This is a genomic window from Candidatus Desulfovibrio trichonymphae, from assembly GCF_002355955.1.
GTDB lineage: Bacteria > Desulfobacterota > Desulfovibrionia > Desulfovibrionales > Desulfovibrionaceae > Desulfovibrio > Desulfovibrio trichonymphae.
Genome location: NZ_AP017368.1, coordinates 819,244 through 838,440 on the forward strand (window position 1 = coordinate 819,244; position 19,197 = coordinate 838,440).

The window sequence follows — 19,197 nt, forward strand, 5'->3', positions numbered from 1 at the left end:
AAAGGTGGCAGACTTCGGTCTGTCCTATGCGGTGGATTCTGCCGAAGTGCTGTTCAAGGCGGTTGGGTTCCAGGGCAGGTCATAATTGACCATCAAATGCGCCCGCTGAAGGTTGATACCTTCACCCGCCGCGTCCGTGGCAATCAGAATACGCATGTCTTTGTCCTGTTTGAAGAGTTCCTCCACCTTGCGGCGTGCATCCCGCAGCACACCGCCGTGAATGACCACAACCGATTTGTCATGTCCGAACAAAGAACGGATTTTCTCCGTAAGATAGCGCAAGGTGTCCCGGTGTTCCGTAAAAATAATGAGCTTCTCGCGTAGTCCTTCGCCGTCGAACATGGCCTTGTCATTCTGTAACAGCCCGGAAAGCTCCTCCCATTTGCGGTTTTCGCCGCTTACGCGAACTGCGTTCGCCATGCTCTCAAGCTGTTTCAAGGTGGAGATTTCAGCCTCAAGTTCGCGAATAGTGGATGCGGCGGACGCCTGATCCGCCACATTTTCTTCCGTGGCTTCCAATTCACCGGACGGCAAATCGTCTTCGTCATAGTCATCTGAAAAGGCATATTCAGCCGCCTGCTTGCCGAATTTTTCCTCGCAGACAATCAAATCCCAATCTGTAATGCGCAGTTTTTCCTGAATTTCCTCATTTCTGGATAGCTTGTCCAAACGGGCTATGCAGAGATTCGTTTCCACAAAAACATTGCCGGATACGGCGGACTCAATACGGTCAATTGATGAGGATGACAAAACGCAGCTGAAATTTGCGGTACAGTTCATCCTGCCATTGTTCTGCCAGATTGCCGGGGGAGACAATCAGGCAGCGTTTCACAGCCCCGCGCGCAATCAGCTCCCTTATGAACAGGCCGGTCATTATGGTCTTTCCGGCTCTGGGTCATCGGCAAGAATGTACCGCAGCGGTAAACGGCCAAGCATTTCCTGATATACTGCGGAAATCTGGTGCGGCAACGGCTCTATATCAGAGGTATGGACGGCAAGATACGGGTCGAAAATATGGGCAATCGGAAACAAGGCGCAGCAGGTTTGCGTCCGCGTCAAAACTCCAGGGCAGGCTGTTGTCCTGAACTTCAATCGCCGCTTCATTTTCTCTGTAGAGAAGTTGACTGCCCAGATGCCCTTTGCTGTCTTGAAGGTAATTTCCAAAACAGCCGTGCCGTACCATTTGACGGCCACGACCATCACAGGCTCTTTGCCGCCTATGCCGAGAACGCTGCTCCCGACAATAATTCTTTCCAGTTACGCCATACCTGCCCCGTTGCCGGTCTTATTGTTGAACATACCGCGCCATACTGATGCAGGATAACTAAAATGGTCTGTAATATCCACCAAAATTTTACCTATGCCCGCACCTGCGATATGCTTCACAACCATGGAATGTATCCCAATACCTCCATCAGCAGCGATATAAACAAAGAATGAACTACAGCCGCATGGCCGGAATCGTCCAAAACTGTTCGCTCCAATTCAGTAAAATTATTGATATCAGAGTGGGCAAAACGTTTTCAAAATATTTTTAGAGTGACGCCTTGCTGGTCTACATGCCCTAGGCAAGGCGGCTTTTCCCCTTTACATGGCCGCACGGCAAAGAGTATAAAAAGTTAACAGTAATCATTCTGGTATATTTTTGAGCAAAAGCGGTGATGGTTCTTTCCATTGCCGGTGAAGATGCTTCAGGGGCCGTGACGGAAAACGCGGGATTGCGCCAAGAGGCATGGAGAAAGTATGACGTCCGTAACGAATGATTTTCTGAACTGTTTCTTGCAGTTCATGAACCGCAAGGGGCTGAACACCACCTCACAGCGCTGCGCTATTGCCGCCGCCTTTTTTGATCTGCCCGGCCACCATTCGCTGGAGGAATTTTATCAGCACATCGTCAGACAGGATCCGGGCATAGGTCAGACAACCGTCTATCGCACCCTGAAGCTGCTTTGCGAGGCCGGCTTTGCCTCGGAAATACATTTCAGCGACGGCATAGCCCGCTATGAAGTGGCAAAGCCGAACAGCCACCATGACCATATCGTCTGCCTGAGTTGTGGAAAAATTCTGGAAATTTGCAATCAGCGCATTGAAGCGCTCCAACGTGAGCTGGCGGCGAGCCGTGATTTCACCTTGAGCGGTCATGTGCACAATCTTTACGGCTGTTGCGCGGACTGCCGCAACGGCGTCGGCAACGACAAAGGACGGGCTGCCGAGCCGGAAGATTTGCGCAAGTAACCTGCCGGGGGGAGACAGAGATATGGGTGAAATTCTCGCAATCTGCATAAGCAAACGCAAAGGGACGCCCAAAAAGCCGGTGAATTCGGCAGTGCTTGTTGAAAATTACGGCTTTGAACACGATGCCCATGCCGGCAACCTGCACAGACAGGTGAGTCTGCTTTCTTCGGATCGCATTGAGGATTTTCGCCGTCGGGGCTTTGTCGCGCCGTTCGGCTGTTTTGGGGAAAATCTGGTGGTGCGGGATATTGATCTTGTAACGCTGCCCGTGGGCACGCGTTTCGCATGCGGAGACGCTTTGCTTGAAATGACGCAGATAGGCAAGGAATGTCACAACCATTGTCAGATATATCACGCCGTGGGCGAGTGCATCATGCCGACGCAGGGGGTCTTTGCCAAAGTGCTGCGCGGCGGCGTGATAACAACGGGCGCTGATCTTGCGGTTTTGCCGCCGGAAATCCAAGGGCAATAACGCGCTGTTTCAACTTGCCCGGTCATAACGGAGCGCGGCACAATTCTTTGGTCTGCGCGTTATGTGCCGCGCAGGCGGTGTCTGCGCCTGTCAGTCCGCTCCCGCATCAAAAAGCGGCCTGTCACGGAGTCCGGGTCGGCCACAATGGCTTCCGGCGTTCCCGCGGAAACAATCAGCCCGCCGTTTTCCCCGCCCCCGGGCCCCATGTCCAGCACATGGTCCGCCGCGAGTATCATGTCCGTATTGTGCTCAATCACGACAACGCCGGCGCCCTTGTCCACCAGGGCGTGCAGCACCTTGATGAGTTTGCCGACCTCGTGCATGTGCAGGCCTGTGGTGGGTTCGTCCAAAATATACAAACTGCCGGGCAGGGATCTTTTGCCGAGTTCGCGCGATATTTTGATTCTCTGCGCTTCGCCGCCGGAAAGCGTTGTGGCAGGTTGTCCAAGGCGCAGATATTCCAGACCCACTTCTTCCAGCACAGCGAGGCGGCGTTCAAGAGTCCGGTAATTTCCAAAAAGCTGTCGCGCCTGATGTACCGTCAGGTCCAGCACTTCCGCGATATTCAGCCCCCTGTAGCGCACTTCCAGGGTTTCGTGATTGTAGCGTTTGCCCTTGCACACGTCGCAGATCACATACACGTCCTGCAGAAAATGCATTTCCACGCGTATTTGGCCATCTCCGCTGCAGGCTTCGCAGCGGCCGCCGCGCACGTTGAAGCTGAAACGGCCGGGCTTGTAGCCGCGCTGCCGCCCATCCGCCGTCATGGCAAAGATGGAGCGGATTTCGTCAAAAATCTTGGCGTAGGTAGCGGGGTTGGAACGCGGCGTGCGGCCTATGGGCGTCTGGTCAATGGCCACAAGACGTTCAACGGGGTGTATGCCGCCGGTGTATGTGATCCCGCCGATGGTGCCCGGCTGGTCCACGCGCAGGCCGAGTTGCAGCGCCAGATGTTTGTAGAGCGTGTCCACAACGAGCGAGCTTTTGCCGGAGCCGGAAACCCCCGTCACGCAGGTCATCACCCCAAGGGGAATACGGCAGTCAATGCCGCGCAGATTGTTGGTGGTGACGTTGTGCAGCACAATTTCACCTTTGCCTGCACGGCGTTTGTCCGGCAGCGCGATGAATTCCTCCCCGCGCAGATAGCGGGCCGTGAGCGTGTTCGCCTTGCCGAGCAAGGCTTCAACACTTCCTGCAAACATGATTTCGCCGCCCTGCGCGCCGGAGCCAGGCCCGAGTTCAATAACCGTGTCGGCCGCGCAGATAGTGGCTTCGTCGTGCTCCACAACGAGCACTGTATTGCCGCGTTTTTTCAGAGAGCGCAGAGTGTCGAGCAGGCGTTCGTTGTCGCGCGGGTGCAGACCGATGGAAGGCTCGTCCAGAACATATGTCACGCCCACAAGACCGGAGCCGAGCTGCGAGGCCAGACGGATGCGCTGGGCTTCTCCGCCGGACAGAGTGACCATGGAGCGGCCGAGGGAGATATACTCCAGGCCGACGTTGTACATAAAGGAAAGACGGTGGGTGAGTTCTTTCATCAGCGGTTCGGCAATGCGCGTGCGGCGTCCGCTGAAGTTGCGTCCGTGAAGCCATGCAAGCGCGCGTTCCACAGAAAGGGCGCAAAAAGCGGCAATGTTCAGATCGTCTACCCGCACGGCAAGGGCGTCCGGCTTGAGGCGCGCGCCATCACAGTCCGGGCAGTTTGTGGACTGACGAAAACGTAAAAGTTCTTCCCGCCAGGCGTTGCCGTATTCCATGCCTTTTTCCAAAAGCGGCACCACGCCGGGCCAGCGTTTTTTCATCTTGCCGGGATCAATATTGATATGTTGCGCTGTTTTGAAATGTTCGCTCTGATAGTCGCCTGTGGCGCCCAAAGCCACGCTGCCGCCCATCCAGTTGCGGCGCAGGCCCGGCGAGCCGACGGCCGGTTTGCCGCTTTCGTCTTCGCCGTAAAACAGGGCGGTCAGGGCTGTGTCGGAAAATTGGTCCAGCGGTGTTGAAAGTTTAAATTTAAAACGTTTCCCCAGTGCCGCGAGCGCCGTTTCATACCGTCGGAAGGATTTTTCCGCCGCCCAAGGCAGCAGCGCGCCCGCATTGAGCGCCAGCCCCCGGTTGGGCGCGATGAGACGCGGCTCAAAATAGTCCACGCTGCCCAGACCAACGCAACGCGGGCAGGCTCCTTGCGGGCCGTTGAAGGAAAAAAGCTGCGGGCTCAACGCAGGCAGAGATATGCGGCAGTACGGACAGACCGAAATTGTGGAATGGATGGTTTCCCTGATTTTTGTCTGCGCTGATCCGAGCTCGTGCAGCACAAGGCGGCCGTCGCCATAGCGCAGGGTCAGTTCCACGGAATTTGCCAGACGGCTGCGTATGCCATCCTTGTTCACCAGACGGTCCACAACAAGGTCGATAGAGTGTTTTTTGTTTTTGTCCAGAATGGGCACGTCGTCCAGCGTGCAAAAGCCGCCGTCCACGCGCACGCGGGCAAAACCCTCGGCCCTGAGTTTTTTAAACCTGTTCGCGTGCGTGCCTTTCTGCATCTCTATGAGTGGCGCCAGCAACATGAACTTTGCGCCTTGCGGGAGGGCCAGAATGTCACTGATGATTTCGTCGCCGGCACGGGCCTCAATAGAGCGGCCGCAGGAAGGACAGTACATGCGCCCCAAGCGCGCGAAAAAAACGCGCAGAAAATCGTGAATTTCCGTCACCGTGCCCACAGTGGAGCGGGGATTGCGCGAAACGCTTTGCTGCTCCAGAGAAATGGCAGGGGAAAGACCCTCGATCTTCTCCACATCCGGCTTGTCCATCTTGGGCAAAAACTGGCGGGCGTAGGCCGACAGGGATTCCACATAGCGGCGCTGGCCTTCGGCGTACACAATGTCAAAAGCGAGCGTGGATTTGCCGGAGCCGGACGGCCCGCAGATCACCACAAGCTCGTCGCGGGGAATGTCGAGGCTTACATTTTTGAGATTGTGCTGCCTGGCCTTTTCAATATGAATAACGCGTTCGTCGGCTATGTTCATGCGCATGTATGTAAGCGGCTTTGGGCTGTTTTGCAAGACGCCCGCAGAGAGGAGCAGTTACGGATTACCGGCATCAAATCATTGCAAAAGAGAATCTCTCCGAAAACATGCACTCTTTACGCGGCCTGAACTTTCAGCTAGTTATGCGGAGTGCATGAAATATCTCTGGTACAAAGCCTGCTCTGCATGGCGGAAGAAGAAATCTTCCGCCGGAACTGTGCCCGTCTGCTCATGGCGCGGGTGGAATACGGCGCGCTTTCCGGAGTTGTGCCGAAGGCGCTGCAATTTTGTTTTGACGCCATGATACAGGGCACGCCGCATGAGGGAGCGCGCCTCGAACTCGCCTGTTTGCCGCTACGCCTGCGCTGCCCCTTTTGCGGCAGGGTTTTCGGCGGGCAGGATCAGGACGCGCTCCACCTGCCATGCCCCGGCTGCGGCGAACTGTTCGGTCATATTGTGGAACAAGGCAAAGAACTGATTTTAAGCCGTCTGGAAATCCTGTAGCCGGACCACCGGCGCGCGACGACAAGGGCGCACAAAAACATTTCCCCGTTTTTAAGGAGAACAACATGCAAATACCCGTAATACGCAATGTTCTGGAAGCGAATGAAAAAACGGCGGGGCAGGTGCGCGCGCGACTGAACAGGCACAACATCCTCACACTCAACATGATCAGTTCTCCCGGCGCCGGCAAAACCTCGCTTCTGGAACGCACGCTCAGCGACCTGGCCGACGAATTTCGGATGGCAGTCATTGAAGGAGATTTGCAGACCACAAACGACGCGCAAAGGGTGGCGGCCACCGGCGCGCAGGCCGTGCAGATCAACACCGACGGCGGCTGCCATCTGGACAGCAATATGATTTTATCCTCGCTGGATAGTTTGAACCTTAAAGGCATGGATATTCTTTTTATTGAAAATGTGGGAAATCTCGTCTGTCCGGTCGAGTTCGATTGCGGAGAAGACGCCAAGGTGGCTCTGCTGAGTGTGGCCGAGGGCGACGACAAGCCGGAAAAATACCCCCTGCTCTTCAATCTGGCCAAAGTTATGGTCTTGAACAAAATCGACCTGATGCCCCACGTCGATTTTGACCGCGCCCGCGCCCGCGCCTTTGCCGCAAAGCTGAATAAGGACCTGGAGATTTTTGAGCTTTCCTGCCGCAGCGGCGAAGGGCTTTCCGGCTGGTATGACTGGCTGCGCAAGGCGCGCATGGAGAAAAAAACCGCATGACGTTCAGACAGCCTGATACGGAGCAAGACAAAAGCAATGACGGCCTGCGCCTGCCGTCATTTTTTGCGGCGTGTTTTCTCGTTGTGGCGGCCATTGTTCTTGCTTATCTGGCAGGAGTCATGCGCGGCAGAACCCACGCGGACAGCGCTGACGGGCAACATGCCGCAGTGAACGCCGCTACGACGGACAAGACGGACGACAGGTACAATACGCAGCAGAGAAACAGCAATGAAAACCAGCGGATACTTGCACCCGAAGAATTGCGTTTTGCCAGCATATTACGGGATACCCCGACAACGGCGCCCAGAACGCAGTCTTTCAAACCCGTGACCGCAACGCCACAACCTGCGGCGCAGCCCGACGCAATCCCGCGGACGGCTGAAAACCCCTCCCCGCAACCGACGCAGCAGCAATCCATGAACGACTATGTTTTTCAGGTGGCCGCACTCAAAAATGAAGACAGCGTGGACGCGCTGCGCCAGCGACTGGAAGGCAAAGGACTGCGCACACGCATGCAGCGTGACGGCAAAAGATTTCTTGTTCTGGTCTTGCTGCGCGGCGATGAAACAAGGGCCGCCGAAATAACGCAACTTATGGCAGACATGCGTCTGGGCAAACCTGTCGTGCGCAGCCGTAAGCCGCTTGTCGCCCCCTGACGAAATGTTCGGCGTGATGCATACATAATTTGGAGAGCATATCGTGAAATTCTGTCCCGTGATATTGTGCGGGGGCTTCGGCACGCGGCTCTGGCCGCTCTCACGCAGCCACTATCCCAAACAGTTTATGGATCTGGGCGGGCGGCGCAGCCTTTTCAGCGACACGCTGATCAGGGTCAAGGACATGCCGGACATGCCGCCGCCGCTGGTCATCTGCAATGAAGAGCAGCGTTTTCTCGCCGCAGCGCAGTTGCAGGCCGAATATCCGGGCCATGCCGGACGCATCATCCTTGAACCTCTCGGACGCAATACGGCTCCGGCCATAGCCGTCGCAGCGCTGGCCGCGCTGCACGCGGAAACATCCCCGCCCTTTCTTCTGGTGCTGCCGTCCGACCATGCGATAAAGGACAGAACCCTTTTTGCGCAGGCAGTGGTCAAAGCCGCAGACATCGCCCTGAACGGCCGCCTTGTGGTCTTCGGTATTCAGCCGACAAAAGCGGAAACCGGCTACGGCTGGCTTGAACGCGGCGACGCGCTTGAGACAGGCTACACGCTGCGGCGCTTTGTGGAAAAGCCCTGTCGAAAAGACGCAGAAGCCATGCTGGCCACCGGTGGATATTACTGGAACAGCGGCATGTTCTTGTTCGCCCCCCAACTGTATCTTCAGGAACTGCAGCGCTACGCTCCCGAAATATATGCGCATTCCCTCGCAGCCTTTGAAGGGCGGCGCACTGACACAGATTTTATACACCTTGACAATACCGCTTTTTCGGCATGTCCGTCTGACTCCATTGACTATGCCGTCATGGAAAAAACCGCGTATGCGGCCATGGTGCCGCTTGACGTCGGCTGGAGCGACCTCGGCTCTTGGGCGGCGCTGTATGCAATGTCAGACAAGGATAAAAACGGCAACGTCCGTGTGGGGGATATCATTGCCGAAGACACGGCGGACACATATCTGCATTCCAGCGGGCGGCTTATTGCAGCTCTGGGAATACACGACATGATTGTGGTGGAGACCGGCGATACGGTTCTGGTGGCGGATAAAGAACGCACCGAAGATGTCAAAAAACTCGTTGCACGCCTTGCCGATGAGAAAAGAGCGGAAAAAGACGTCCACCTGCGCGTGTTGCGGCCTTGGGGCTGGTATGAAACCCTGGCGCTCGGCAACAGGTTTCAGGTCAAACGCATTATGGTCAACCCCGGCGCGGCGCTTTCCCTACAGATGCACCACCACCGCGCGGAGCATTGGGTTGTGGTGAGCGGAACGGGAGAAATCGCTGTGGGAGACAATGTTGTTCTTCTGCATGAAGACCAGTCCACCTATATTCCCCTTGGCGTAAAACACCGTCTGTGCAACCCCGGCAGGATGCCGCTTGAAATTATTGAGGTTCAGAGCGGTGCATATCTCGACGAAGATGATATTGTACGTTTTGAAGACCACTACGGCCGTTTTATGCCGTGACTTCATGTTTTCTGAATTACAGCCCTTTGTTCTGCATAAAGCGCACAAGGTCACAGACGCGGTTGGAGTAGCCCCATTCATTATCGTACCAGGAGACGGCCTTGACCATGCGGCCGTCCTGCACGGTGGTGTAGGACGCCTCGAGGATGGAAGAAGCCGGATTGCCCTTGAAATCCATGGACACCAAGGGCTTATCGTTGTATTCCAAAATGCCCTTCAGGAAGCCTTCAGAGGCATCTTTCAGCTTGCCGAGCAGGGTTTCCGTGTCTGTCTGTCTTTCCAGAATGCCGGAAAAGTCCACCACCGAAACTGTGGGCGTCGGCACGCGCAGGGAATAGCCGCTGAACTTGCCCTTGAGTTCGGGAATCACCTTGGCAACCGCCTGCGCCGCGCCTGTGGACGTCGGTATGATGTTGCAGGCTGCCGCGCGCGCGCGGCGCGGATCTTTATGAGCCATGTCCAGAATGCGCTGATCGTTGGTATAGGAGTGGATGGTGACCATATTGCCTGTCTGTATGCCGAATTCACGTTGCAGCACTAGCACAACAGGCGCCAGACAGTTGGTTGTGCAGGAGGCGTTGGAAACGATGTGATGTTTGAACGGGTTGTACTGATCCTGATTGACGCCCATAACGATGGTGATGTCTTCCTCTTTGGCGGGCGCTGTGATGATGACTTTTTTCGCGCCGTTTGCCAGATGCACCTCCGCCTGTTTTGCGCTGCGGAAAATGCCTGTGCTCTCAACGACAATATCCACATCGCAGGAACGCCAGCCTATGTTGGCGGGGTCGCTTTCGGCAAAGCAGCGTATGTTCCAGTCGCCGACGGTCACGTCCTGACCGTTGACCCGCGCGTCAAAAAACCCCCTGCCGTAGACGGAATCGTATTCCGCAAGGTGAAAGTTTGTTTCCGCGTCAAAGAGGTCATTGATGGCCGTCACCTGCACATGATCCTGACAGCTCCTGTGCAAAGCGCGGAAAACCTGCCGGCCGATGCGGCCGAAACCGTTGATGCCCACGTTGATTTTTTTCATGTACGTACCTCGTTAGTCTTCATAATTGACCCGGACCCGATATGCAGGGACGCATGCGGAGCCGGGGGCGTTGTTTACCCTTTGAACATGAAACGCCGCATGGAAACGTTGAGCACAATGCCGAGCAGCGTGAAATTGAGCAATGTCGCGCTGCCGCCATAACTGATAAAGGGCAGGGGAATGCCCACAACCGGCATCAGCCCGATCACCATGCCTATATTGATGAAAATTTGCCAAAAAAAATAAAAGAATATCCCGACAACCAGCAGACTGCCGAAGCGGTCTTTGGCCTGCACCGCCGTGGAAAAAATGGAAAGCAAAAACAGGCAGAACAGTGTAACCAGTATGACGCAGCCCACAAAACCCCATTCTTCGCCGAACACGGCCACCGCAAAGTCGGAATGGCGTTCCGGCAAAAAACGCAGCTGGCTCTGTGTGCCTTCTGTGAAGCCTTTGCCCCAAAGCCTGCCGGAGCCGATGGCGATGCGCGACTGCAATATATGGTAGCCTGTGCCCCGCGGGTCGTGACCGGGGTTTAAAAATGTCAGGATGCGCTGCCGCTGATAGTCGTGCATGCCTGCAAACCACATGAAAGCGGCCACAGTAGGCGCTGCCAGAAGGCAGGTTTTGAGCACGTAGCCGCGCAGACCGCGAAAGAGTATCATGCCGCCCAAGATAAGCAGCAGCAGCAGCGTTGTGCCCAGATCAGGCTGCAGGATGATGAGGGTACACGGCACAAGCGCCACGCAGAGCACAGTGGAAAAATCTTTCCAGCCAAGGGGACTTTCGTCGCGCGCCAGCAGGCGGGCCGAGAGAACGAGCACGGCGAATTTGGCTATTTCTGAAGGCTGGATGCTCATAAACCCAAGTGGAATCCAGCGCTTTGCGCCGTAAATGGTTTTGCCCACCACCGGCACGAGCAGGAGCAGCAAAATGGAAACGAGAAAAAACGGCCAGGCCAGATTGCGTAACTGACGGTAGTCAAAGCTCATGGCCGCCATCATGCACACAAGGCCGCACATGCCCCAGATAAGTTGACGCTGATAAAACCCGGAAAAAACCATGCCGCCGCCCACACGCGTGCCGCTGGCGGAATAGAGGTTGCCCACGCCGAGCAGATACAGCAAAAGCATGAAGATCAAAAGACCCCAGTTTATATAGCTGAAAAGGCGTCTGTCCATAATGTGCAAACCGTCTCGGCAGATGCGGTCTTTATACTCATTGCGCGCCGCGCGCAGGCGTGTCTTGCGCGGGCCCGAAAATGTGATCGTAAATTTTTTTCGCTATCGGCCCGGCCACGCTGGAGCCGCCGCCGCCGTGCTCCACCATCACAACAACAACATAGGTTCTGCCGTTTTTGGAACCCCAGGTGGCTATCCAGGCATGGTCACGCTGTGTGTATTCCATTTCAGACGTTCGCAACCGACGGTCACCGGCGCCCATTTTCAGCTTGACCACCTGGGCTGTGCCGGTTTTGCCGCCCATGTCTGCGTCTCTGCGGTAAACAACGTGCGCCGTGCCGGCGGACGCTGTTTTTCGCATTGCGCCGACAATAAAGTTTCTGGTCTCCGCCTTTGCCGGCAGCCGCCCTGTGACAACACGTCCGTCGTTTTCCAGAAGTTGGGGTTTGAGCATATCGCCTCCGTTCAGCAGCGCCGAAACATACACGGCGATCTGCACGGGCGTGACCAGAGTAAATCCCTGCCCGATGGAAGTGTTGTATGTTTCTCCACGCACCCAGGCTCTGCCGAAACGGCGCCACTTCCATTCCCGGGAAGGAACAAGGCCTGAACGTTCATGCGGCAGGCTGATGCCGGTGGGGCGCCCGAAGCCGCTGGCCTTGGCGAATTCTTCTATCTTGTCAATGCCGATCCGTTCGGCCATGAGATAAAAATAAACGTCACAGGAATTGGTGATGGCGCTTTCCATATTGACGCTGCCGTGTCCGCCGTGTTTCCAGCAGCGGAAAACCTGATTGCCCAGCGTAACTTCGCCGGGGCAGAACACAGTTTCACGGGGGGATATACCACGTTCCAGAAACAGGGCTGTCATAAGCAGCTTCCAGACAGAACCGGGGGGATAAACGCTTTGTATTACGCGGTTTTGCAGCGGAAAGCGGTTGCTTGTGCGCAGAGCGTCCCAGTCACGCTTGGAGATGCCTGTCGAGAAAAGATTGTTGTCATAGGCGGGCGAGGTAACAAACGCGCGCAGTTTGCCGGAATCCGGCTCCATGACGACAGCGCAGCCGGCCTCGCCGCCAAACGCCTCCCAAGACGCCTGCTGAAGGGCGAGGTTGATGGAGAGGTTCATTTCATTCCCGCTGCGCGGTTCTTCGCGCAGGGCTTTGCCGAGCATGCGCGCGTGGGCGTCCACTTCTACATCATACAGGCCTTTCTGGCCGCGCAGCTGTTTTTCCAGTTCCAGTTCCAGACCCTGTTTGCCCACCAGATCGCCCATGGCCAACGTTTCATCGGCAGCCATTTCTTTTTCATTGACTTCAGCCACATAGCCGAGCACATGCGCAAACATATCTTTTTCCGGATAATTGCGCTTTGTCCGCACGACAACTTTTAGGCCCGGCCATGCGTATATTTCTGATTCAATGAGGGCAACCAGATCAAAATTGATGTCGGTGAGCAGCAGAAGCGGCTCAAAGGCTTTTACCTTGAAACGATCCTGCTGGTATTTTTCCCATATCTGTGAAAGGGGGATGCCGGACCAAACGCTGATCTGCGTCAGTGTGACCGGGATGTCACGGCAGTCTTCACGCACTAGGGAGAGAGCCCAGGCTGTGCGGTTGTCTGCCAGCACCTTGTCGTTGTTGTCCAGAATACGGCCGCGCGGCGCGAAAATACGTTCATGGCGCAGGCGGTTTCCATGCGCCTGCCGCGCGAACTCGTCGCCGTGGTGGATTTGCAGATACCACAGGCGCGTCACCAATACAAAAAAGAGCATGCCCACCAGCACCTGCAACAGAATAACGCCGTTGCGCGGCGGCTGGTAGCGTTCGTTTTCCATATAAATTTTCAGCCAAGCGCGAAACACGCTCCCGCGGGGCTGATTTTCTGCGATGTCCGACGAAGGCGGCGTGTTATTATTTTTCAGCATCGTCATCAGTTCTGAGCCATTGCCGCGTCATGGAGAGCACGCGCCAGACAACCTGCAGAAAAAGCGCCTGAACAAGGCTTTTATCAAGTGTTTCCTGGATATTGAACGTCAAATTTTGCAATGGTGCCATAAGCCAGTCGATGGCATAACAGGGCGCTGCAAGACAGGCGGAAAGCAGAAAAACAAAGATAAAGCTTTTCACCTCAAACAGCCATTGCCCCAGCTTGAAAAGCACTATCACCATGGCGTACCACACAACGGTCCCGCCAAAAAAACGCGTGCCCATGCCTTCCTGGAGGCTGATAAAGAGCGGCAGCAGCCAGAACATATTTTTGTAGTCACGCTCCTGCAGCAGAATGAGCAGACCTGCGACCAGAACGTCCAGGCCGGGCACAAACGCCTGCAGCACGATGGCGGCAGGGATGAACAGAGCCCACCAGCACAGGTTGCGTGCTCTGTTCATTGTGCTGTGGCCGCCGGCGGCGCGGGCTGGCCCATGGGCCGTATGGGGCCGTGGTCAGGCGCCTCCGGCGGACGCGCGACGTCGACAGAAGCAAGCAGGATCACTTCTTCAAGGTGACGCAAGTCCACCATGGACTCGGCTTCCACGGCCATGAATTGCGTGTAGTCAGAGGGAGCAACGCTGGTCACGCGGGCCACGGGAATACCCTTGGGGTATTTTTTGTCCAGACCGGATGTAAGCAGCACTTCATCCTGTTTGATATTGGCGTCGCGCTGCACGAAGTTGACTTCAAGGTTTTGTCCGGGGCCACGGCCCGCCAGAATGCCGAAGGCGCGGCTTGTCTGGGAAAAGACAGCGATGCGGCTGTTTTGATCTGTCAGCAGCAGCACGGTGGACGTGTGCGGGCTTGCCCGCAGCACACGCCCCACAAGGCCGTTGTGGGTGACAAGCGGTGTGCCGGGCCGCGCTTCCGTTACATAACCGCGGTTTATGGTAATGCTGTCCAGCACGGCGTTGGGCCCCATGCGGCCGGCAATCACGCGCGCGCCCACCGGCCGCAAGCTTGCGTACTTGGGCAGGTCTATGAGTTCGCGCAGACGTTTGAGTTCGGCAAGGTCCTCGCCCACGGCCTGAAAGCGGGATTCCATATTCCGAAGTTCGGTTTTGAGACGTTCATTTTCTTCCCGTGTATTGACGATATCAAAATAACGCCGCCAAAAGCCCGCAACCGAGTCCTGTATGGAACGCAACGGTGCCAAGGCGGAACCTGCGAGCTCAAGACCGATGTTGGCGGCAATATCGTCCAGCGTGCGGGTGCGCTGGTTCCAAGTGTACATACCCAGGAAGAGGATGAGCAGTATTCCCGCGAGAATTAGAACACGCCGCGACGTCACTAATCAATACACACGTCTTTGAGAATATGCAGATTGTCCAGCGCCTTGCCTGTGCCGACAACCACAGTGGAGAGCGGGTCGTCCACCACGGTGATGGGCAGCTTTGTCTCTTCACGCAAAAGCTGGTCAAGCCCTTTCAGTAGTGCCCCGCCGCCGGTCAGCACAATGCCGCGATCCACAATATCGGCGGCCAGCTCCGGCGGGGTGTTCTCAAGCGCTACGCGCACAGCTTGCACAATGCTGTCAACCTGTTCGGAAATGGCCACACGCACTTCCTGTGAGGTGATAATGTTGTTCTGCGGGATTCCGGAGACAAGGTCGCGGCCCTTGACCTCTATTTGCTGCTCAGGATCAAGAGGATAGGCCGAGGCGATTTTGACCTTGATTTCTTCAGCCGAGGATTCGCCGATGAGCATGTTGTATTTGCGCTTCACGTGGATCATGATGGCTTCGTCCATTTTGTCGCCGCCGACTTTTACCGAGCGCGAATAGACAATGCCGGCAAGGGAAATAACGGCTACTTCCGTGGTGCCGCCGCCTATGTCCACCACCATGTTGGACGTGGGATCCTGTATGGGCAAATCCGCGCCGATGGCGGCGGCCATGGGCTCTTCAATCAGATACACCTCACGGGCGCCGGCCGATTGGGCCGATTCCTTGACAGCGCGTTTTTCCACCTGCGTGATGCCGGTGGGCACGCAGATCATGATTCGCGGCCGTACCAGCCTGCGTGCGTTGTGCACTTTGGCGATAAAGTGGCGCAACATGGCCTCCGTCACTTCAAAGTCCGCGATGACGCCGTCTTTCATGGGACGGATAGCCCAGATGTTGCCGGGAGTTTTGCCCAGCATCCGTTTTGCGTCATGCCCCACGGCCAGCACCACGCTATTGCCGCGCGAGTCTTTTTTTACGGCTACGACCGAGGGTTCGCGCAAGACAATGCCTTGCCCCTTGACGTAGACGCAGGTATTGGCAGTGCCCAGATCTATGGCCAGATCATTGGAAAATAACCCCAGTGCGAAATCCAGAAGTTTGGACATTGTACTTGCTTGCCTCGTTGCGCTGTTATATATCAGCCCGAAAAACGGGATTATTATTCAAGCGTGATCAGTTTGCAGCGAAAACCAACATAAAGTCAAGACAGAGAAGGTAAAGTTCAAAATCTTTTACGTTGTGGCTGCATTTGAAACAATGGCGAGTATCATTTCTTGCCGCTGTTCAGATCAGGTGCATTTTTGCGGGCTATAATCTCATGACTGAAAAACGCCGTCATTTCCGCATTGTCAAAAGTCAACGAAGGCTGTACACAGGCACATGACGAAAATTTTTACAAACGACATAAGCTTTCATGAACAGTGGTTCCTGCAGTACGCCGCGCGCGAGTGCGCCAAAGAACAGGAAGACCCTGCTCCTCTTGATTTAAAAATCCGGCATACACAGACGGTTTTTGCCATCGCCCGTCGCATTGCGGCAAGCGTGTCTTTCACGCCCGATCAGACCAGGGCCTGTCTTTTGGCGGCGCTTTATCATGATATGGCTCGTTTTGAGCAATATTTGCAATACCGCACGTTCAAAGACAAGGAATCCTGCAATCACGGCCTTCTGGGCGTTAAAATTCTCAAGCGTGAAGCCCGTCTTGCAGAAGAGGGCGCCGTTGTGCAGCGCATGGTGCTTGCGGCTGTCGGACTGCACAACCGTTTCGCCCTGCCCGCCGGTTTGCCGGACAAAATCTGCAGGGTCGCGCATGTTGTGCGCGACGCGGACAAGCTGGACATTCTGCGTATCATGGCTGAGCATCTGTCCGGCCAAGCGCCGTACAAGCCGACCGTTGTGCTAAATTTGCCGGACGAGCCGGCGCTGTGCGGAGCGGCTGTACTGAAAGCCGCCGTGGAAGGCCGCGTCGCGGCCTATTGCGAACTGCGCAGTGTGAATGATTTTCGCGTATTGCTCGGCACATGGTTTTTTGACCTGCATTTTCAAAGCAGCAGACGTCAGTTTATAGAAGACGGGCACGCCGCACGCATACTTACGGCACTGCCTGACGCGCCGCCATACGGCACGGCACGGAAACTGCTGCTGAAACGGCTTGGGGCGAAGTAAGCAAACAGCAACGGCAATAAACAGCCGGTTACGGCGTGTCGGCGGCAAGACCGCTCAGCGCCGCGAGCCCTTCATGGTCGGTAAATTCAAAACGCAGCGGGGTTATGGTGATATAGCCCCTGTTAAGCATCTCCTTGTCTGAACCTGCGTTGATGGTGTGCAGCGGAATTTCGCCTTCCAGCCACCAGTAGGGAGCGCCTCGCGGATCTTTGTGCTCAAGGTAAACGTTTTTCCACACGGCGCTGGTCTGCGGACAGGGTTTTATCCCCTTTGCCGCGTCAAGCCCGCCCGCCGGATAGTTAACGTTCACCACCCTGCGCGCGGCAAGCAGGGTCCAGTCTATACGGGCGGCGAGCGCCACAACATGCCTCGCCTGCGGCAGCAGATCCACGCTCGCCTTATGGTCGTCGTGAGACACGGCAAGACTCGGAAGTTCTTCAAGCGCCGCCTCTGTGGCTGCCCCCACAGTGCCGGAATAGAGAATGTCCGGCCCGACATTAGGGCCGGCGTTGATGCCCGAGATGACAAGATCCGGTTTTTGGGGCAACAGACGCGCCAGCGCCAGCTTGACGCAGTCTGTAGGAGTGCCGTACACGCCGAGACCGAAAAAGGCGGGCTCCACAATTTCCACGACGCGCACAGGCTCAAAAACCGTGAGAGAATGCCCCACGCCTGACTGCTGACGCATGGGCGCAACCACACGCACATTGTGGCCGGATTCCAGCAGCGCCGCATAGAGCGCTCTGATGCCTCTGGCGCGGATGCCGTCGTCGTTGGTCAAAAGAACGTCCATTTGACAATACCTCGGAAAGAAGGAAAATATATGCGTAAACTGCACAATGGAAGAGTATTATGGAAAAAGGCTGTTACGTCAAAGACATTACCCCGGCTGCGGAAGCGCGCGGTCTGTTTGTAGTCAGTCATGCGGTTCAGAGCCAGTCGCGCAACGGGCCCTATTGGCGATTGACCTTGGACGACGCCAGCGGCAGCCTGGAAGCCAAAATATGGCATCCTTTAAGCGCCGAGTTCAGCAATATCCCCACAGGTTCCCTCGTTTGGGCAGAGGGTCGGGCCGGTCTGTACCGTGAACAGATACAGCTCACGGTAGATCAGATGCGCATCCTTTCCCCCAGGGAGGCTGAAGAAGCGGACAAGGCCGCTCTGTTGCCGCACGGACCGTATGATCCTGACGCCATGCTGGAAGAATTGCTCGCGCTGGTAAAGGAAGAATTTCACTACTCCCCCTGGCGCAAACTGGCGTTTTCCGTTTTCAAAAATCAGGAGCTGCGCTCGGCCTTCCGTGTTTGCCCGGCGGCCAAAAGCATACATCACGCGTACATGGGTGGTCTTTTGGAGCACACGTTGAGCGTGTTCAAACTTTGCCGGCGCATTGCGGAGCAATACCCGGAATTAGACCGGCAAACGCTGCTCTGCGGCGCGCTTTTTCACGACCTCGGCAAAATTCGCGAATTTTCCGGCGGCATCACCAACGATTATACATGTGAGGGACGTCTTTTAGGGCATCTGGAACTGGGCATTGAACTGCTTGTCCCGCATATGGCCGCCTCTGGTCTTGAAGAAGACCTCCAACGCCATTTGAAACATCTTATTTTAAGCCATCACGGCGAACCGGAATTCGGCGCCGCGCGACCGCCCCACACGCCTGAAGCTTTTGCCCTGCACCATGCCGACAATCTGGACGCCAAAATGGCGCAATGCCGGGGTCTGTTCGCTCATCTGGGCGAAGACGGGCAAGACTGGACGCCGTGGCAGTCATCACTGGGCAGGCAGATGCACCGGGCCGCGCGCACGCCTGAAACCCCAGCCGCCACAGGCCGCAAAAAAGCGCCGAGGGAAGCATGTTTATCTCTTTTGAAGGCATAGACGGTTCCGGCAAATCTACAGTGATACGCATGCTTGCAGAATATTTGCAGCACTCCGGGTATAAACCCCTGCTTACCCGTGAGCCCGGCGGCTGTACCCTTGGGCACAGCCTGCGTCCGATTCTGCTGAACGCCCGTACAAGCGGGCTTTCCTGCCGGGCCGAGCTCTATCTTTTTCTTGCTGACCGGGCGCAGCATGTGCGCGAGGTTATACGCCCGGCGCTGAAGGCTGGTCAGATTGTGCTCTGTGATCGCTATACTGATTCAACACTGGCGTATCAGGGCTATGGACGGGGCCTTAACCCTGAGCATCTGCGCCGCATTAATGAAATGGCCACCGGCGGCCTTCTGCCGGACCTGACCCTGCTTCTGAACCTGCCTGTACACTGCGGCCTTACGCGGGCCGTGCAGCGTAACCGGGAGGAAGGCACCGTGCTTTCCGAAGGGCGTTTTGACGCGGAAAGTCAGGCCTTTCACGAAGTTGTGCGTCAAGGTTACCTTGCCCTTGCTGCCGAAGAATCCTCACGTTTTGTCATTATAGATGCGGCGCGACCGGCTGGCGACGTCGTTCTGCAATGTCTTTCGGCTGTGGAAAACGTCTTGCGGCAGCGCGGCAAGGGTCTGGATTAATCCTGCA

General features: G+C 56.1%; 20 protein-coding genes. 10 read left to right on the plus strand and 10 right to left on the minus strand.

Going from position 1 to position 19,197, the window contains the following annotated elements; all coding sequences use genetic code 11:
• Nucleotides 1-24: 24 nt before the first annotated feature.
• The gene (locus RSDT_RS07185; RefSeq protein ID WP_197702091.1) at nt 25-750 is read right to left on the minus strand and encodes a helicase-related protein; all 726 of its coding nucleotides are present in this window, start codon (nt 748-750) and stop codon (nt 25-27) included.
• The gene (locus tag RSDT_RS07190) at nt 731-874 is read right to left on the minus strand and encodes a DEAD/DEAH box helicase family protein (protein ID WP_197702092.1); all 144 of its coding nucleotides are present in this window, start codon (nt 872-874) and stop codon (nt 731-733) included. Before RSDT_RS07190 ends, RSDT_RS07185 begins: the two co-directional genes overlap by 20 nt.
• A 113-nt stretch (nt 875-987) precedes the next feature.
• Here RSDT_RS07190 and RSDT_RS07195 point away from each other — a divergent pair, with 113 nt between their 5' ends.
• The 3 genes from RSDT_RS07195 (at nt 988) to RSDT_RS03990 (ending at nt 2,707) form a co-directional block, all read left to right on the plus strand.
• Nucleotides 988-1,314, plus strand: a complete 327-nt coding sequence (locus RSDT_RS07195) for a hypothetical protein (protein ID WP_197702093.1) — start codon at nt 988-990, stop codon at nt 1,312-1,314.
• Between the two features lie 429 nt (nt 1,315-1,743).
• Nucleotides 1,744-2,235, plus strand: a complete 492-nt coding sequence (locus tag RSDT_RS03985) for a Fur family transcriptional regulator (RefSeq protein WP_096399652.1) — start codon at nt 1,744-1,746, stop codon at nt 2,233-2,235.
• 22 nt (nt 2,236-2,257) lie between these two features.
• Nucleotides 2,258-2,707 carry an MOSC domain-containing protein gene (locus RSDT_RS03990; protein WP_096399653.1) on the plus strand — a complete coding sequence of 150 codons (450 nt, stop codon included), beginning with the start codon at nt 2,258-2,260 and terminating at the stop codon, nt 2,705-2,707.
• Between the two features lie 59 nt (nt 2,708-2,766).
• Here the strand turns inward: RSDT_RS03990 and uvrA are convergent, their stop codons facing one another.
• Nucleotides 2,767-5,730 (minus strand): excinuclease ABC subunit UvrA, encoded by a 2,964-nt coding sequence (gene uvrA, locus RSDT_RS03995; protein WP_096400502.1) that lies wholly within the window; start codon nt 5,728-5,730, stop codon nt 2,767-2,769.
• A gap of 150 nt (nt 5,731-5,880) precedes the next feature.
• Here uvrA and RSDT_RS04000 point away from each other — a divergent pair, with 150 nt between their 5' ends.
• The 4 genes from RSDT_RS04000 (at nt 5,881) to RSDT_RS04015 (ending at nt 9,080) form a co-directional block, all read left to right on the plus strand.
• Nucleotides 5,881-6,234, plus strand: coding sequence for a hydrogenase maturation nickel metallochaperone HypA/HybF (locus RSDT_RS04000; protein WP_096399654.1), 354 nt, complete (start codon nt 5,881-5,883; stop codon nt 6,232-6,234).
• Nucleotides 6,235-6,299: 65 nt separating this feature from the next.
• Nucleotides 6,300-6,959 (plus strand): hydrogenase nickel incorporation protein HypB, encoded by a 660-nt coding sequence (gene hypB, locus RSDT_RS04005; RefSeq protein ID WP_096399655.1) that lies wholly within the window; start codon nt 6,300-6,302, stop codon nt 6,957-6,959.
• Complete coding sequence (locus tag RSDT_RS04010; RefSeq protein WP_231941769.1) at nt 6,956-7,615, plus strand: SPOR domain-containing protein; 660 nt, start codon at nt 6,956-6,958, stop codon at nt 7,613-7,615. The genes hypB and RSDT_RS04010 overlap by 4 nt, the downstream gene beginning before the upstream one ends.
• A 43-nt stretch (nt 7,616-7,658) precedes the next feature.
• The gene (locus RSDT_RS04015) at nt 7,659-9,080 is read left to right on the plus strand and encodes a mannose-1-phosphate guanylyltransferase/mannose-6-phosphate isomerase (RefSeq protein WP_096399656.1); all 1,422 of its coding nucleotides are present in this window, start codon (nt 7,659-7,661) and stop codon (nt 9,078-9,080) included.
• Nucleotides 9,081-9,096: 16 nt separating this feature from the next.
• Here the strand turns inward: RSDT_RS04015 and gap are convergent, their stop codons facing one another.
• From gap to RSDT_RS04045, 6 genes are all read right to left on the minus strand, one after another.
• A complete protein-coding gene (gap, locus tag RSDT_RS04020) occupies nt 9,097-10,113 on the minus strand; it encodes a type I glyceraldehyde-3-phosphate dehydrogenase (RefSeq protein WP_096399657.1) in 1,017 nt (338 codons plus the stop codon).
• A 74-nt stretch (nt 10,114-10,187) separates the two neighbouring features.
• Complete coding sequence (rodA, locus tag RSDT_RS04025) at nt 10,188-11,294, minus strand: rod shape-determining protein RodA (protein ID WP_096399658.1); 1,107 nt, start codon at nt 11,292-11,294, stop codon at nt 10,188-10,190.
• Nucleotides 11,295-11,331: 37 nt separating this feature from the next.
• Nucleotides 11,332-13,131, minus strand: a complete 1,800-nt coding sequence (mrdA, locus tag RSDT_RS04030) for a penicillin-binding protein 2 (RefSeq protein WP_231941923.1) — start codon at nt 13,129-13,131, stop codon at nt 11,332-11,334.
• Between the two features lie 76 nt (nt 13,132-13,207).
• Nucleotides 13,208-13,684: a hypothetical protein gene (locus RSDT_RS04035; RefSeq protein ID WP_096399660.1), complete on the minus strand. Its 477-nt coding sequence runs from the start codon at nt 13,682-13,684 to the stop codon at nt 13,208-13,210.
• Nucleotides 13,681-14,577, minus strand: coding sequence for a rod shape-determining protein MreC (mreC, locus tag RSDT_RS04040; protein ID WP_096399661.1), 897 nt, complete (start codon nt 14,575-14,577; stop codon nt 13,681-13,683). Before mreC ends, RSDT_RS04035 begins: the two co-directional genes overlap by 4 nt.
• A complete protein-coding gene (locus tag RSDT_RS04045) occupies nt 14,577-15,617 on the minus strand; it encodes a rod shape-determining protein (RefSeq protein ID WP_096399662.1) in 1,041 nt (346 codons plus the stop codon). The genes mreC and RSDT_RS04045 overlap by 1 nt, the downstream gene beginning before the upstream one ends.
• Before the next feature lie 274 nt (nt 15,618-15,891).
• On the opposite strand from RSDT_RS04045, the gene RSDT_RS04050 reads away from it, so the two are divergent.
• Nucleotides 15,892-16,677: an HD domain-containing protein gene (locus RSDT_RS04050; protein WP_096399663.1), complete on the plus strand. Its 786-nt coding sequence runs from the start codon at nt 15,892-15,894 to the stop codon at nt 16,675-16,677.
• A gap of 28 nt (nt 16,678-16,705) precedes the next feature.
• On the opposite strand, the gene surE is transcribed toward RSDT_RS04050, so the two are convergent.
• Nucleotides 16,706-17,470, minus strand: coding sequence for a 5'/3'-nucleotidase SurE (gene surE / locus RSDT_RS04055; RefSeq protein ID WP_096399664.1), 765 nt, complete (start codon nt 17,468-17,470; stop codon nt 16,706-16,708).
• Between the two features lie 59 nt (nt 17,471-17,529).
• On the opposite strand from surE, the gene RSDT_RS04060 reads away from it, so the two are divergent.
• Both RSDT_RS04060 and tmk read left to right on the plus strand, forming a co-directional pair.
• Nucleotides 17,530-18,561 carry a 3'-5' exoribonuclease YhaM family protein gene (locus RSDT_RS04060; protein ID WP_096399665.1) on the plus strand — a complete coding sequence of 344 codons (1,032 nt, stop codon included), beginning with the start codon at nt 17,530-17,532 and terminating at the stop codon, nt 18,559-18,561.
• Nucleotides 18,537-19,190 (plus strand): dTMP kinase, encoded by a 654-nt coding sequence (tmk, locus tag RSDT_RS04065; RefSeq protein ID WP_096400506.1) that lies wholly within the window; start codon nt 18,537-18,539, stop codon nt 19,188-19,190. Before RSDT_RS04060 ends, tmk begins: the two co-directional genes overlap by 25 nt.
• Nucleotides 19,191-19,197: the final 7 nt, after the last annotated feature.

Coding starts and splice junctions, on each gene's coding strand:
- mrdA (WP_231941923.1), bottom strand. CDS start 13,131: ATGGAAAACGAACGCTACCAGCCGCCGCGCAACGGCGTTATTCTGTTG.
- RSDT_RS07195 (WP_197702093.1), top strand. CDS start 988: ATGGACGGCAAGATACGGGTCGAAAATATGGGCAATCGGAAACAAGGC.
- RSDT_RS04045 (WP_096399662.1), bottom strand. CDS start 15,617: ATGTCCAAACTTCTGGATTTCGCACTGGGGTTATTTTCCAATGATCTG.
- RSDT_RS04060 (WP_096399665.1), top strand. CDS start 17,530: ATGGAAAAAGGCTGTTACGTCAAAGACATTACCCCGGCTGCGGAAGCG.
- tmk (WP_096400506.1), top strand. CDS start 18,537: ATGTTTATCTCTTTTGAAGGCATAGACGGTTCCGGCAAATCTACAGTG.
- RSDT_RS07190 (WP_197702092.1), bottom strand. CDS start 874: ATGACCGGCCTGTTCATAAGGGAGCTGATTGCGCGCGGGGCTGTGAAA.
- RSDT_RS04035 (WP_096399660.1), bottom strand. CDS start 13,684: ATGAACAGAGCACGCAACCTGTGCTGGTGGGCTCTGTTCATCCCTGCC.
- RSDT_RS03990 (WP_096399653.1), top strand. CDS start 2,258: ATGGGTGAAATTCTCGCAATCTGCATAAGCAAACGCAAAGGGACGCCC.
- RSDT_RS04010 (WP_231941769.1), top strand. CDS start 6,956: ATGACGTTCAGACAGCCTGATACGGAGCAAGACAAAAGCAATGACGGC.
- RSDT_RS03985 (WP_096399652.1), top strand. CDS start 1,744: ATGACGTCCGTAACGAATGATTTTCTGAACTGTTTCTTGCAGTTCATG.
- RSDT_RS04050 (WP_096399663.1), top strand. CDS start 15,892: ATGACGAAAATTTTTACAAACGACATAAGCTTTCATGAACAGTGGTTC.
- hypB (WP_096399655.1), top strand. CDS start 6,300: ATGCAAATACCCGTAATACGCAATGTTCTGGAAGCGAATGAAAAAACG.
- uvrA (WP_096400502.1), bottom strand. CDS start 5,730: ATGAACATAGCCGACGAACGCGTTATTCATATTGAAAAGGCCAGGCAG.
- gap (WP_096399657.1), bottom strand. CDS start 10,113: ATGAAAAAAATCAACGTGGGCATCAACGGTTTCGGCCGCATCGGCCGG.
- rodA (WP_096399658.1), bottom strand. CDS start 11,294: ATGGACAGACGCCTTTTCAGCTATATAAACTGGGGTCTTTTGATCTTC.
- surE (WP_096399664.1), bottom strand. CDS start 17,470: ATGGACGTTCTTTTGACCAACGACGACGGCATCCGCGCCAGAGGCATC.